The following is a 13,655-nucleotide window of genomic DNA, read 5'->3' on the forward strand; positions in this document are numbered from 1 at the left end:
TGTCCTAGCTGGCACTTGGCGCTGCCGCATGGGCAGCCTTGCGGCGGTGGAACAGGCGCTCCAGGGCCAAGTATATGACCGGGGTGGTGAACAGCGTCAGGGCCTGGCTCACCAGCAGGCCGCCAACCACCGCAATGCCCAATGGCTGGCGCAGCTCGGCGCCGGTGCCAAAGCCGAACATCAGCGGCACCGCGCCCAGCAAGGCCGCCAAGGTAGTCATGATGATCGGCCGGAAGCGCGTCAGGCACGCCTGGTGAATCGCCTGTTCCGGTGTCAGGCCATGATGGCGCTGGGCTTCAAGGGCGAAGTCGATCAGCAGGATGCCGTTTTTCTTGACGATACCGATCAGCAGCACCACGCCGATCAGCCCCATGATGCTGAAGTCCTGGCCCATGGCCCACAGCAGTATCAGCGCGCCCAGGCCGGCCGAGGGCAGGGTGGAGATGATTGTCAGCGGGTGGACGAAGCTTTCGTACAGCACACCCAGGATGATGTACACCGCCACCAGCGCCGCCAGAATCAGCCACGGCTGGCTCGACAGCGAGCTCTGGAAGGCCTGGGCCGCGCCCTGGAAGTTGCCGCTGATGGAGTCGGGCATGCCCAGCTCGCGCTGGGTACGATCAAGGATGCTCACCGCATCACCCAGGGCCACGCCGGGGGCCAGGTTGAACGACAGGTTGGCCGCCGGGAACAGGCCATCATGGCTGATCGACAGCGGACCGGTGCTGGGCGGCGCCACGTGGGCCACGGCCGACAACGGCACCATTTCGTTGGTCAGTGGCGAGCGCAGGTAGAAGTAGTTCAGGCTCTCGGCCTTGCCACGCTGGCGCGCATCCAGCTCAAGGATCACCTTGTACTGGTTGGTCTCGGTCTGGAATTCGCTGATCTGCCGTTGGCCGAAGGCGTCGTACAGTGCTTGGTCGACGTCGGTGGTGGTCAGGCCGAAACGCGCTGCGGCCTGGCGGTCGATTTCGATGCGGGTGACGCTGGCGCCCAATTGCAGGTCGTTGGACAGGTCGCGCAACGCCGGGTTTTCCCGCAGGCGGTCGGTCAGGCGCTGGGTCCACAGGTTCAACGCCTCGCCGTCGTTGCTCTTGAGCACGTACTGGTACTGGGTACGCGAAGGCCCGGAGCTTAAGTTGATGTCCTGGCCGGCGCGCATGTACAGGACGATACCCGGCACCTGGGCAAGTTTGGGCCGCAGCCGGTCGATCAGCTCGCTGGCCGACACGTCGCGCTCACCACGTGGCTTGAGGGCGATCCAGAAGCGGCCGTTGGCGATGGTCTGGTTGCTGCCGGTAACGCCCACCGAATGGGAGAACGCGCGCACGGCAGGGTCTGCCTCGATGATCCTGGCCAGCGCCTGGTGCTTCTCGATCATCGACGGGTACGAAACATCCGCTGCGGCTTCGCTGGTGCCAAGGATCAAGCCGGTGTCCTGCAGCGGGAAGAAACCTTTAGGGATAGCCACGTAACCTGCCACCGCCAGTGCCAGGGTCACTCCAAACACACCAAGCGTCAGGCGCTGGTGGGCGAGGGCGTGGTTCAAGCCCTTTTCGTACCACTTGACCAGGCGCTCGCCAAAGCCGCCCTTGTGGTCGCCCGGCGGTCGGCGCATGAACAGCGCGCACAGGGTGGGCGCCAGGGTCAGCGAGACCACCACCGAAATCAGGATGGTGGCGGTGGCGGTGAGGGCAAACTCCTTGAACAGCCGACCGACCACGCCCCCCATGAACAGCAGCGGAATGAAGGCGGCAATCAAGGAGATACTGATCGACACCACGGTGAAGCCGATTTCTCCGGCGCCCTTCAGCGCCGCCGTGCGGCTGTCGTCGCCGGCCTCCAGGTGGCGGTGGATGTTCTCGACCACCACGATGGCATCATCCACCACGAAGCCCACCGAGATGACGATGGCCACCAGGGTAAGGTTGTTCAGGCTGAATCCCAGCACGTACATCAGTGCGCACGTGGCGATCAGCGACACGCCGAGCACGCTGGACACCACCAAGGTCGCCGACCATTGCCGCAGGAACAGCGCCATGACCCCGATCACCAAGGCCACGGCGATCATCAGGGTCAGCTCTACTTCATGCAGCGAAGCGCGAATGGTCTGGGTGCGGTCCTGCAGCACCGACACCTCGACCGAGGCCGGGAGCATCTCTTGCAGCTTCGGCAGGGCAGCAAGCACCCGGTCCACGGTATCGACAATGTTGGCGCCGGGCTGGCGGAAGATCACCAGGTTCAGCCCCTGTTGGTCGCCGGACCAGGACTTGACGTAGGCGTTTTCGGCGCCGTTGATCACCTTGGCCACGTCCTTGAGGTGCACGGGGGCGCCGTCGCGGTACGAGACAATCAGTTGCGCGTAATCCTCGGGGTGGAACAGCTGGTCGTTGGCGGCGATGGTCGACACGCTGTGCTCGCCGTACAGCGCGCCCTTGGCCAGGTTCAGGCTGGTCTGCTGGATGGCCAGGCGCAGGTCGGCCAGGGTCAGGCCGATGGCGGCTAGCTTCTCCGGTTGCGCCTGCACGCGAATCGCCGGGCGCAGTTGCCCGGTGATGTTGATCAGGCCGACCCCGTCGATCTGGCTCAGCTGGCGGGCCAGGAGGGTTTCGGCGTAGTCGCTCAGGTCATTGCCTGGCATTTGCTTGGAGCTGACCGTCAGTAATAGCACCGGGCTGTCGGCCGGGTTGACCTTGCGCCAGGTTGGCGGGTTGGGCAGGTCTTGCGGCAGGCGCGCAGTGGCAGTGTTGATCGCCGCCTGTACTTCCTGGGCGGCAGTGTCGATGTTCTTGTCCAGGGTGAATTGCAAGATCAGGGTGGTCGAGCCCAGCGCACTGCTACTGGTCATCTGGGTCATGCCGGAGATGGCACTGAACTGCACCTCCAGGGGCGTCGCCACTGACGAGGCCATGGTTTCCGGGCTGGCGCCGGGTAGCTGGGCAGTGACCTGGATGGTCGGGAAGTCCGCCTCAGGCAGTGGCGCCACTGGTAGGCGCGGGAAGGCGATGGCCCCCAGCAGCACCAGGGCGAAGGTCAGCAGCAGGGTGGCGATGGGGTGGTCGATGCACCAGGCGGAAACGCCGTTGCGCGTGTTCATGGCTGGCTCCGGCGGTCAGCCATTTCCGATGCTGCGGGGGCATCGGCAGTAACTTCTACCTGCGAGCCTGGCTTGATCCGCGACTGGCCGTCGAGTACCAGCCGATCGCCCGGCTTGACCCCGGCAATAATGTTCAACCCGCTGTCCTGGTACAGCACCTTGACCGGCACGCTGGTGACCTTGTCGCCGTCCAGGCGGTAGACGAAGTGCCCGTCGATGCCCCGTTGCACCACGGGCGGCGGCACCACCAGGGCGTTTTCTTCCACGGCGGTGCGCAGGCGAATGGTGACCAGCTGGCCCGGCCACAGACGGCCGTCCTTGTTGTCGAATTCGGCTTTTACCCGCACGGTGCCGGTGGTGGCGGAAATCTGGTTGTCGATCAGCGCCAGGTGGCCTTCGCCCAGCAGGCTACGCTCGCCGTCGGCGTCCATGTAGGCCTGCACCAGCGCCGGGCTGGGCGCCTTGAGCAGGCTTTGCAGGGTTGGCAGCATCTGCTGCGGCAGGGAGAACTCCACGGCAATCGGGTCGATCTGGGTGACGCTGAACAGGCCCTGGGTGTCGCTGGTGCGCACCAGGTTGCCAGGGTCGACATTGCGGATGCCGACGCGCCCGGTGACCGGGGAGCGGATCTGCGTGTAGGAGAGCTGAACCTCGGCATTGGCGATGGCGGCCTGGTTGCCCTTGACCGTGGCTTGCAACTGGTTGACCAGCGCCTGTTGCTGGTCGAGGGTTTGCTTCGATACGCCGTCATCGCTGCTGAGCAGGCGGTAGCGCTTGAGGTCGACGCCGGCCACCTGGATCTGTGCCTGGCTCTGGCCGAGCTGGGCGCGGGCCTGGTCGAGGCTGGCGCGGATGCTACGGTCGTCGAGGGTGGCGAGCAGGTCGCCTTCCTTGACCCATTGGCCTTCCTTGACCAGCACTTGGGTGAGTATCCCCTCGACTTGTGGCCGCACCTCGACGCTGTGCAGCGATAACACCGAGCCGATGGCACTGGCATAGCGCGGCACGTCCTGCTGGGCGACGCTGACCACACGCACCGGCACGGCGGTTTGCGCGCGGGCGGCCGGTGCGGGTTGGCGCTGGCTGAACCAGAAGCCTGCTACCACCAGGGCCAGGAGCGCCAGGGCGGCGAGGAGGACAGAGCGGGACGGACGTCGCATCGGTGCGGGCACCTTGGCCAGAAGGGAGGGAAACGGTGGTCTGTACCAATCTTATAGCCCCCGAACCGGGTCGGCAGCGTGACCGCTGGCTGACAGCGCTGTCAGTTTCGGGGCAGATACATGCTATTCAGACCATGTGCGGTCTCGCTTTTTGTGGGAGCGGCCTTGTGTCGCGAAAGGGCCGCAAAGCGGCCCCAGCAATATCAGCATGACAGCAACAATCCAGGGGCCGCTCTGCGGCCCTTTCGCGACACAAGGCCGCTCCCACAAAGGCCGTGCAAATCCTGCAACCTGACAGTCAGGCTAGAAACCGATAAAGGCGTAGTACACCGGGGTTTCGCTGGTGGTGCGCAAACCAAGCCCCTGCAAGCTGTCGACCAGCGCTTCATCCTGCACATGCAAAGTCCACTGCCCCCCGTCATCCCCCTGCACCTGCGCCAGGGCCGTGGCAAACGCGCCCATGTCTGGCAGGTAGGCGGTAAAACCATTGCCCTTGAGCGCACTGGTGGTCATGCCCAGCGCCTGACACACCGCCACCTTGGCGGCAATGTCGTCCCGGTCGGCCTGCCGCGAGGCTTGTACAAGCGCCTCCAACTCGGCATCGACCAGTTGCGTGCCGTGAATCAGTTCCGGCCCTTGCTGCCAGGCTTCCGGCGGGCAATCCTTGTTGTCCGGGCGCAGTGGAATGTGCGGGTTGATTTCCACGGGGTAGATGCGACAGACCAGCGGGCGCTCATCGTAGATGGTGCACAGGTCGTTGTCGTCGAGGTTGCGGCAGCGCCCGGGGTTGAACGCGGCAAAGGTCACTGACACGCGTGCCTCGCCGTCGCCACAGTGCACGGGATGAGAGCGGCGCAATACATGCTCGCGCTGCTCTGCCGGCATGCCAGGGCCATCGGTGACGAACGCCTCGATCAGCACCACCACCTGGCCGGCTGCGTCTGCCCAGCGGCGTGCTTCATTCAGGGTCAACGGCACATGGTGCCCGGTGCAGCACTTGCCGCAGCCGGTACAGCCGAATCGCAAGCTGTCGGTCACTTGGCTTCCGGGCTCCACTCGCTGACGAAGGCACGCTGGTGCTGGCGGTCGTACAGGCACAGCTCGGTGCCGGTGCGCTGCTGCATGTGCTTCTGGGGGTAGACGCCTTCGACCAGCAGGGCGCTCATGCCGACCTGGTCATCGAACTCGGCGGGCTTGCCGCGGGCGTGGGCATCCTTGAACTGGCTGGCGGCCAGGCAGGCCTTGAGCATCTGTTGGCGCTGCTCGTTCCAGGCCTGGGTACTAGAGGCCTGGGCTGACAAAATCGGGAAAGCACAAATCAGGAAGCAAACCACGCGGATCATGATAGTGACCATTTGCAAATATGGGGATTATGCCTTTGCGACCTCCAGGTGCAAGTGAAAATTTCCTACAGAGAAATAAGAATTTTTGCACCTTGTTTCTGTAGATCTAAACTCCAACAATTATCCGAAGCTCCTGCCTTGATTTCAATGGGTTGCGAGCTATAAGTTCAAGGGGGATTGTATACCGTAAATATCGCTTTGAGGACTGGGGGATGAAATTTGACGGGAGTTACGAGGATCTGCGAAATAAGTTGGTACAGCTCGACTCTGCCGGCGTTTGGAAGCAGTTAAACCAAAATCAGTATCAATTCAGATCCAATAGTGGCGGGGTGTTGAGTTGGTATCCGACGACGAAAAATTTCTGGTTTCAAGGGAAATCGGCGGCAGCGGACGAGTTGGAGCGGCTAATTAGGGATATTTTGGGTATGGAGGAAGGGCCGCAATCTGAGACTGTCACGTTTGCCGCTGATGAGGCCATAAAGCATTTGTCTGAGGCTGTGTTCGCCGATAATACCTCCTTCCTGGACGATTCGTACTCGGATTCTGAGTTGGTGATAGGGCTGGTCGGTGCCGTAGGTACTGATTTGAGAATTGTCTCGCAACTTATTAGCGAGCGTTTGAAAGCATTCCACTACTGCACCGACCAGATCAAGATTTCTTCCGACGTAATTGCAATGCTGGGCGATGAGCCGACTGCTGGCGATGAGTATGAGCGTATTGATGGGTTCATGACTGAAGGTAATAGGCTGCGCAAAAAATGTAAGGATAACTCGGTTCTTGCCCTGGGTGCAGCGGCGGTTATTGGGAGAAGGCGTGCGGAGAACGCCCCCCGAAGAAATGCCTATCTAATCAATTCGTTGAAGAGCCCGCACGAGGTGCAGCGGTTACGAAAAATCTATGCGGGTGGTTTTTTTCTAATTGGTGTGCATGCAGATCACGAGCGTCGACATAACTACCTGGTCCAGGATTTACGGCTGACGAAATCCCAAGCAGCAGATTTGATTTCCCGCGATGAAAACGAAAGCGATGAGTACGGCCAGCACACAAGGGATACCTATCACTTATCTGACTTTTTCATAAGTTATAATGGTAATCACGATGCTCTAAAGATGCAGATTTGGAGAGTGCTGGATCTGCTCTTTGGTCGGCCCTATATCACTCCAACTTTCGATGAGTATGCAATGTTTATGGCATTTTCCTCATCGCTTAGGTCTGGCGACCTCTCGCGTCAGGTAGGAGCGGTAGTCGCTAGGAATCACTGCATCGTCGCGACCGGAGCGAACGATGTGCCAAAAGCAGGAGGTGGTCTGTATTGGCCCTACAAAAATGCATCGCATGCGATTGTAGACAGCGATGATGGTCGTGATTATATGCGTGGTGAAGACTCGAACGCTGCTCAGAAAAAAATTATTATTGATGAGATTGTCAGGATATTACCTGAGGCTCTTCGTGATACGTTAGCGCCGCTTATAAGAAAATCCACAATTAAAGACATTACTGAGTATGGGAGGGTCGTTCATGCTGAAATGGAAGCTTTGCTTTCCGCCAGTCGGTCAGGTATCAGCGTGATGGACAGTGAGCTGTATTGCACGACTTTCCCTTGCCATAATTGTGCAAAACATATGATCGCCGCCGGCATCAAGCGTGTCATTTACGTGGAGCCGTATCCCAAGAGTAAGGCGCTCCAATTTCATTCTGACGCAATTTCTACTGCTGAAGGTGCAAGCGGAGTACTTTTTGAACCCTTTATGGGCGTAGGACCCAGGAGATTTTTTGATCTTTTTTCAACAAATCTGGGAAGTGGCTATCCTGTCATTCGTAAGACAGATGAAGGGCAAACGGTTGACTGGACAGAAGCAGATGCTAAATTGCGCACCCAAATGCTGCCTTGCTCATACATAGAGAGAGAGGCCATAGCAAGTACGATGCTGTCAACATACTTGAAGGAGAAATCAGATGAGCGGGGCTAAGCAAGATTTTCTTCGTTATCTTGACGATTGCCGTAAAAAAGTCGAGCAATGGCCTACTTGGAAACAGGAGGCTTTGAAGGCCCCTTTTAGGTCTGATAAGTCGGCAGAGCCCGCCCAGTTACGCATGCAACCTAAGCGTTGAGACTTTACACAGAGAGGTATGTACCTCTCTGTGTGTTCTTCGTCAGCGTTCCCGCTCGGCGAACACCACGGTGCGTGCAGCCACCACCAGACAATCGGTCAGCTCTGGCGAGGAGAACTTGGTGAGGATGGCATTGGCCCCGGCCTGGGTTGCCTTCTCGCTGCTCATGGCGCTGTCCAGCGAGGTGTGCAGCAGCACGTACAGGTGCTGGAAGTCGGGTGTTTCGCGCAGGGTGCGGGTGAAGGCGTAGCCGTCCATTTCGCTCATTTCGATGTCGGAGACGATGATGTTGATCTCCTGCGCGGTGCCTTGCAGCTCCAGCAGCACGTTGATGGCGTCTTTGGCGCTGCGCGCGGTGTGGCATTCGATGCCCAGGTTGCGCAGGGTGTGCACCGACTGCTGCAGGGCCACCTGGCTGTCGTCCACCACCAGGATATTGGCGGCGGCCAGCAGGCTGGCGTCTTCTTCGCCCAAGGTGCCGTGGGGCGCCTCGGCCACCGGTGGGGCGATGGAGTGGATGACTTTTTCGATGTCCAGCACCTGCACCAGGGCGTTGTCGACCCGGGTCACGCCGGTGATGAACGAGCGGTTGCCCGAAGCAAAGGGTGGCGGTTTGATGTCGGTGCTCAGGCAATGCACGATGCGGCTCACCGCCTGCACATGCAGGCCCTGGCGCGAGCGGCTGATCTCGGTGACGATCAGGCAGCCGCCGGACGGGTCGGCCAGTGGCTGTTCGCCAATGGCACGTGACAGGTCGATGACCGACAGCGAATGGCCACGCAGGGTCGCTACACCTTTCACGTTGGGGTGCGATTCCGGCAGCTTGGTCAGCGGCGGGCAGGGGATGATTTCGCTGACCTTGAGCAGGTTGATTGCCATCAACTTGCCGCTGCGCAGGGTGAACAGCAGCAGGGACAACGAGTCCGCGCGGGCATTTTGCGTGGCCATGGTGACCTTCGGTGGGGAACAGGGGATAACCGGTTATCGGCCTGTTCAGGCTGGGCTTTAGGTATTTTGCACAGACCCTGGGAGCGCTCGGTCCCCTGTGGGAGCGGGCAAGCCCGCGAAGCAGACGACGCGGTATATGGCACCGGCTGCGCCGGTGTTCGCGGGCATGCCCGCTCCCACAAGGAATGTGTGTTCGGCCCCGGGTCAGCGTTCGCGCAGGGCTTCCTTGGCCCGGTTCAGCGGCTTGATCAGGTAATCGAGGATGGTCTTCTCCCCGGTGCGGATATCCACCGTGGCAATCATCCCCGGCACGATCGCAAAGTGCTTGCCGGCCTTGTTCTGCAAGCTGTCCTGCTCGGTACGGATGAACACCCTGTAGTAATAGATTTCCGGTTTCACTTCATCCTGCAGGGTGTCCGGCGAAATACCCACCACCTTGCCTTCCAGCCCGCCATACACCGAGTAGTCATAGGCACTGATCTTGACCTTGGCCGCCTGGTCCGGGTGGATGAAGGCGATGTCCCGCGGCGCGATGCGGGTTTCGATCAGCAGGCGTTCGTCCATCGGCACGATCTTCATCACCTGGCCACCGGGCTGCACCACGCCGCCCAAGGTGTTGACCTCGATGTCCTTGACGATGCCACGCACCGGCGAGCGCAGGGTCAGGCGAGTCAGCGAGTCGCTGCGCCCGCGGACCACTTCCGACAGGCTGTCGGCCTCGGCACTGGCCCTGGCCAGTTCTTCCCGGGCGCGCACCAGGTAGTCGGAGCGCGCCTCGTTGGCCTTGAGCTCCAGCTCCGAACGCTGGCGGTTCAGGCGAATCACTTCGACCCGGCTGGAGGCGCCCATCTTTGCCAGGTTCTCGGTGATCTTCAGCTCGCTGCGCACCAGTTGCAGCGAGTCCTGGATGCCCGCCAGGGTCTGCTCCAGGCCGCGGCGGCGGGTCTGGTACAACGCGGTTTCGGCGTCGATCAGGTCGGGTGAGTCGCGCAGGCTTTCCGGGAATTTCAGCGGCTTGCCGGTCACCTCTGCCTGCAGGCGGGCCTGGCTGGCCTTTGCCGCGCGGTACTTGGCTTCGCTCTCGCCGACACTGGAGGCGGTCTTGGTCGGGTCGAGCTGGGCCAGCACCTGGCCGCGCTCGACCAGGTCGCCTTCGGCCACGCTCATTTGTGCAACGATGCCGCCCTCAAACGACTGGATCACCTGCTCGCGCGAACTGGGGATTACCTTGCCGGTGCCGGTGGACACTTCGGTCACCTCGAACCAGGCGGCCCAGGCCAGGAATGCAGCCAGCATCAAGGCACAGATGGTGATGATGCGGCCGGCGCGGAACACCGCCTGGTCGTCCTGCCCATCCAGGTAGGAGGCCGGGAGTTCATGGTTGCTCATGCCTGGGCTCCTTGCAGTTTGGCCAGCGCGGCATCGCGGGTGTCATCGATGACGATGCGCCCGCCGTCCAGCACCAGGATGCGGTCGACCCGTTGCAACACGCTCAGGCGGTGGGTGGCGATCACCAGGGTACGGCCCTGGCAGAAGCGTTCGAGGTTATCCAGCAGCTTGCGCTCGGTCATGTCGTCCAGCGACGCGGTCGGTTCGTCCAGCAGCAGTACTTGCGGCTGGCGTACCAGCAGGCGCGACAGCACCAGGGCCTGGCGCTGGCCGCCAGACAAGCCCAGGCCGCCTTCCAGGATCAGGTGGTCCATGCCCTTGGGCAGGCGGCGGACAAAGTCCAGCGCGCCCGTGGCAGCCAGTGCGGCCACCAGTTCCTGGTCGCTGGCCTGGCCGGCGCCGAGGGTGAGGTTTTCCCGCAGGGTGCCGTGGAACAAGCGCGCGTACTGTGGCAGCAGGCCCACGTCACGGCGCAGGTCGGCAGGGTCGAGGTGGCCCATGGCGATGCCGTCCAGGCTGACCTCGCCTTGCACCAGGTCCATGGCCCCTCCCAGGGCTTGCAGCAGGGTCGACTTGCCGGCGCCGTTACGCCCGAGGACGGCAATGCGTTCGCCCGGCTGGATATCCAGTTGGCCGATGTTCAGTACGGGCGGGGACTCCTCGCTGTAGCGGAAGTTGGCCTGGCGCAGGCGGTACTCGCCACGAATGGCCGGCAGGTGCACGCGGGCTTCGCCTTCGGGGTGGTCGACCGGTGACTGCATCAGCTTGTCCAGCCCTTGCAGGGCCACCTTGGCCTGCTGCCAGCGGGTCAGCACATGGGTCAGCTGCGCCAGTGGCGCCATCATCCGTGACGACAGCATCGACGCCGCCACCAGGCTACCGGTGGTGAGGTCGCCGGCGATGACCATCGGTGCGCCGACCACGATGACCACGGCAAACACCGCGCCCTGCACGTTCTGGGTCCAGGTCACCAGGCCATTGGTGAGGGTGCGCAGGCGCAGGTTGGTGTGGGCGCAGGCGGCGTTGTACTGGTTCCACTGCCGCTCGAAGCGTGCTTCGGCCTGCAGTGCCTTGATCTCGTCCAGGCCCTGGATGCTTTCCACCAGCATGGCGTTGCGCAGCGCCGATTCACGCATCGAGGCGTTGGCATACCTGGCCAGACGCCGTTGTGCCAGCAGCCCGGGCAACACCATGGCCAGCAGCGCAACCAGCGGGATGATCACCAGCACGCCGCCGATCAGCCAGAATACGAACAGGAACAGCAGGAAGAACGGCAGGTCGGCCAGGGCCGTGGCGGTACTGGAGGTGATCAGGTCGCGGATCGATTCCAGCTCGCGCAGCTGCGAGATGAACGAGCCGGTGGACTTCGGCCGTACCGAGTTGCGCAGGCGCAGGGCATGCCCGTAGACCAGGTCGCTCACCCGCAGGTCGGCGCGTTTGCCGAGCAGGTCGGTCACCTTCAGCCGCAACAGGCGCATGCTGAAGTCGAACACCAGCGCCAGCACCACGCCACCGAACAGCACGTACAGGGTTGGCAGCGACTCGGCCGGGATCACCCGGTCGTACACCTGCATCGAAAACAGAACCCCCGCGAGGGCCAATACGTTGGCCACCAGCGAGGCGACCATCACCTGCCCATAGGGGCGCAGGTCGCGCAGCACGATGCGGGCAAACCAGTGGCGGTCGTAGGGCGCGGTGTAGTCATCGGTGCGCACATCGCGCAGCGGCCGTGCCGGGCGCAGCAGGGCGACGCGGTTGATGCGGCCCTTGAGGGTGTCGCGGGGCAGGCGAGAGGTCAGGCCCTGGTCGCCAGCGAACACCACCGCCAGGTCGTCCTCTTCGGTGACCGACTCGACCACCGCCAGCTGGCCGTCATCCAGTTCCAGCACCAGCGGTGTACGCCACTGTCGCAACCCCTTGGCATCGAAGCGCACGAAGCGCAGGGCCAGGCCGGCCTGGCGCGCCATGTGGCGAAGGATCTCGTCCAGCGGGCGGGCATCCTCGACGGCGGCCAGGCGAATACGCTGGGGCGACACGTCCAGGCGGTAGTGGTGCGCTACCTGCAGCATCACTTCCAGCCAAGGCCCAAGGTCTGGTCGATGAGGCGCTTCGGCCGCTGGGGCAGTGGGTTGTTCAGGCAGGGTCACATTGATCGAATCGGTCATGGCTGGATCTCCACCCCTTGCAGGTTGCGCCCCTCAAGGCCAAAGGCCGTGCGCAGGGCGCCGGTGTTGTACAGGCAGTCGACATCCAGGCGCAGCAGGTCGGAGCGGGTGCCGGCGAGTTCGAAGCGTGACTGGTAGATCTCCTGCTCGGCGTTGAGCAGGTCGAGCAGCGGCCGCGTGCCCAGGTCCAGGTACTGGCGGCCGTAAAGCATGCGTGCTTCCTGGATGCTGACCTGGCGCGCTTCCAGCGAAGTCAGTCGGCGGCCCAGCCCGGAGGTTTGTGCCATGGCCTCGGCCAGGCCACGACGGGCTTGCAGGCGGGCCGCGTCTTCGGCGGAGTCGGCGGCGGTCAGGGCGTGACCGGCTGCGCGGCTGCGGGCACTGATGGCACCCCCTTGATAGATGGGCACCTCGACGTTCAGGTAGATGCCCGCCTGGGTGCGGTCCATGCGTGAGTTGTCGCGGTTGTAGTCGTTGTCCAGGTAGTGGTTGACCTGTGGTTGCAACGACAGGGTCGGGTAGGCCTCGGCCTTGGCCTGGGCCAGCTCGGCCTGGCCCTGAGCGCGCTGGGCCAGGGCCATCAGCACGGCAGGCAGGCGGTCATCGCCTTGCGAGGGCCGCTTGCAGGCCTGGTTCAGCGCTGCTGGCGAATCCTCGGCCAGCGCCGGTGGGGTGATGCGCCCCATCAGTGCCGCCAGGGTCGAACGCCAGCGCTCGTACTGCGACTGGTATTCCTCAAGCGTGGCGCGGGCGCTTTCCACACGGGACTCGGCCTGCACCACGTCGGAACGGGTACTGGCGCCCATGTCGCTGCGCTGGCGGGCCATGCCGGCAATGTCGCCCACCCCGCGGATCTGGTCGCGGGCAATGGTCATCAATTGTTCATAGCGGCGGGTTTCGATCCAGGCGTAGGCCGTGTCGCGCGCCAGCTCGTCGACCACCAGCAGGATGTTGGCCTGGGCGCGGGCGGCGGCAGCCTGGGCGGCGTTGACGGCGCTGTCGACCTTGCCGAAGTCGTAGAGCATCTGCTTTAGCGACAGGTTCAGGGCCTGGCTGTTGCGGTCGCCGCCATAACCGGTGTCATAACCGGTGCGGATACCGCCGGAAATCTGCGGGTAATACCCGGCGCGGGCGACGTTGATGCCTTCGCCCTGCTTGTAGAGGTTGCCGATGGCTTCGGCGATGCTCGGGTGCCATTGCGCGGCCTGCAGCACCGCGTCGGTCAGCCCCAGCCGCTCGCCACTGGCGACCGGGGCCATGCCGGTGGGGGGGCGTGCGGGCACCGCTTCGGGCGCATCGCGTAGCAGCGATGGCCCGATCTGGCGCAGTTGGGGGTCTATATCATCGGCTGCCTGGGCAGCCGGGTGGAAGTTCAGGGCCAGGAGCCCGAAGGCTCCCAGCAACAGCGGTGACAGCGGACTGCTTCGCTTCACATAGTTCC

At 62.8% G+C, this 13,655-nt stretch carries 9 protein-coding genes; 1 reads left to right on the top strand and 8 read right to left on the bottom strand.

Annotated elements, in window-relative coordinates; translation table 11 throughout:
* Positions 1-4: 4 nt before the first annotated feature.
* From AK81_RS16945 to AK81_RS16960, 4 genes are all read right to left on the bottom strand, one after another.
* Positions 5-3,097 (bottom strand): multidrug efflux RND transporter permease subunit, encoded by a 3,093-nt coding sequence (locus AK81_RS16945; RefSeq protein ID WP_043200583.1) that lies wholly within the window; start codon positions 3,095-3,097, stop codon positions 5-7.
* Entirely contained in the window at positions 3,094-4,257 is a 1,164-nt protein-coding gene (locus AK81_RS16950) for an efflux RND transporter periplasmic adaptor subunit (RefSeq protein ID WP_043200585.1), read from the bottom strand. Before AK81_RS16950 ends, AK81_RS16945 begins: the two co-directional genes overlap by 4 nt.
* Before the next feature lie 303 nt (positions 4,258-4,560).
* The gene (locus tag AK81_RS16955; RefSeq protein ID WP_043200587.1) at positions 4,561-5,295 is read right to left on the bottom strand and encodes a YkgJ family cysteine cluster protein; all 735 of its coding nucleotides are present in this window, start codon (positions 5,293-5,295) and stop codon (positions 4,561-4,563) included.
* Complete coding sequence (locus tag AK81_RS16960) at positions 5,292-5,600, bottom strand: hypothetical protein (RefSeq protein WP_050491899.1); 309 nt, start codon at positions 5,598-5,600, stop codon at positions 5,292-5,294. The genes AK81_RS16955 and AK81_RS16960 overlap by 4 nt, the downstream gene beginning before the upstream one ends.
* Positions 5,601-5,812: 212 nt before the next feature.
* Here AK81_RS16960 and AK81_RS16965 point away from each other — a divergent pair, with 212 nt between their 5' ends.
* On the top strand, positions 5,813-7,570 hold the full coding sequence (locus AK81_RS16965; RefSeq protein ID WP_081042086.1) for an anti-phage dCTP deaminase: 1,758 nt from the start codon (positions 5,813-5,815) through the stop codon (positions 7,568-7,570).
* A 184-nt stretch (positions 7,571-7,754) separates the two neighbouring features.
* On the opposite strand, the gene AK81_RS16970 is transcribed toward AK81_RS16965, so the two are convergent.
* From AK81_RS16970 to AK81_RS16985, 4 genes are all read right to left on the bottom strand, one after another.
* Positions 7,755-8,660 carry a chemotaxis protein gene (locus AK81_RS16970; protein ID WP_043200590.1) on the bottom strand — a complete coding sequence of 302 codons (906 nt, stop codon included), beginning with the start codon at positions 8,658-8,660 and terminating at the stop codon, positions 7,755-7,757.
* Between the two features lie 204 nt (positions 8,661-8,864).
* Entirely contained in the window at positions 8,865-10,049 is a 1,185-nt protein-coding gene (locus AK81_RS16975; RefSeq protein ID WP_043200593.1) for an HlyD family type I secretion periplasmic adaptor subunit, read from the bottom strand.
* The gene (locus tag AK81_RS16980) at positions 10,046-12,214 is read right to left on the bottom strand and encodes a type I secretion system permease/ATPase (protein WP_043200595.1); all 2,169 of its coding nucleotides are present in this window, start codon (positions 12,212-12,214) and stop codon (positions 10,046-10,048) included. Before AK81_RS16980 ends, AK81_RS16975 begins: the two co-directional genes overlap by 4 nt.
* Positions 12,211-13,647: a TolC family outer membrane protein gene (locus AK81_RS16985; RefSeq protein WP_043200597.1), complete on the bottom strand. Its 1,437-nt coding sequence runs from the start codon at positions 13,645-13,647 to the stop codon at positions 12,211-12,213. The genes AK81_RS16980 and AK81_RS16985 overlap by 4 nt, the downstream gene beginning before the upstream one ends.
* Positions 13,648-13,655: the final 8 nt, after the last annotated feature.

The sequence above is a fragment of the Pseudomonas putida W15Oct28 genome (genome assembly GCF_000708715.2).
Taxonomy (GTDB): domain Bacteria; phylum Pseudomonadota; class Gammaproteobacteria; order Pseudomonadales; family Pseudomonadaceae; genus Aquipseudomonas; species Aquipseudomonas putida_R.

Bases quoted from the DNA above. Each gene is read 5' to 3' on its own strand.
- AK81_RS16975 (WP_043200593.1), bottom strand. From the start codon at position 10,049: ATGAGCAACCATGAACTCCCGGCCTCCTACCTGGATGGGCAGGACGAC.
- AK81_RS16950 (WP_043200585.1), bottom strand. From the start codon at position 4,257: ATGCGACGTCCGTCCCGCTCTGTCCTCCTCGCCGCCCTGGCGCTCCTG.
- AK81_RS16965 (WP_081042086.1), top strand. From the start codon at position 5,813: ATGAAATTTGACGGGAGTTACGAGGATCTGCGAAATAAGTTGGTACAG.
- AK81_RS16970 (WP_043200590.1), bottom strand. From the start codon at position 8,660: ATGGCCACGCAAAATGCCCGCGCGGACTCGTTGTCCCTGCTGCTGTTC.
- AK81_RS16980 (WP_043200595.1), bottom strand. From the start codon at position 12,214: ATGACCGATTCGATCAATGTGACCCTGCCTGAACAACCCACTGCCCCA.
- AK81_RS16945 (WP_043200583.1), bottom strand. From the start codon at position 3,097: ATGAACACGCGCAACGGCGTTTCCGCCTGGTGCATCGACCACCCCATC.
- AK81_RS16960 (WP_050491899.1), bottom strand. From the start codon at position 5,600: ATGATCCGCGTGGTTTGCTTCCTGATTTGTGCTTTCCCGATTTTGTCA.